The sequence below is a fragment of the Aphanothece stagnina RSMan2012 genome, from assembly GCF_046764815.1.
In the GTDB taxonomy this organism is placed as follows: Bacteria; Cyanobacteriota; Cyanobacteriia; order PCC-6307; family Cyanobiaceae; genus NIES-981.
Window position 1 is genome coordinate 1 of record NZ_JBKOUC010000117.1, and the last position, 407, is coordinate 407.

Annotated in this window: 1 protein-coding gene; it reads right to left on the reverse strand. The window is 72.5% G+C overall.

Translation table 11 applies throughout. The features are described from left to right. A partial coding sequence (locus ACLNEE_RS17010) for a hypothetical protein (protein ID WP_412007467.1) occupies positions 1-407 on the reverse strand: 407 nt, incomplete at both ends.

Here is a 407-nt window from a genome sequence, read left to right on the forward strand (position 1 = left end):
GCCCAGGCACCGAGCAGCGGACCCGGGGCCAGCATCGCGAACGCCCACCACCAGCCGGCGCCATCGCGCACGATCGGAACCAGCCACATCGTGGTGATGGTCAGCAGGAATCCGAACGCCAACTGCACGGTCAACGCGGTCCCGACGAACGACTGCTCGGCGCGCTCGGTGACGATGGCAGAGAACTGGGCCGAGTCGGCCACGACCGTCACTCCCCACACGACCGCCAGCGCGACGACGACCGCCAGCGGGAGTCGGCCCCAGCCGATCACGGCGGCGACCGTTCCCGACGTGAGCATGGCCACACGGGCCGACCGCCCGCTGCCGATCCGGTCCGCCGCAGCGCCCGCGAGCAGCGACCCGGCGGCGCCGGCAGCGATGACCGTGAACGCGAGCAGCGACGCATC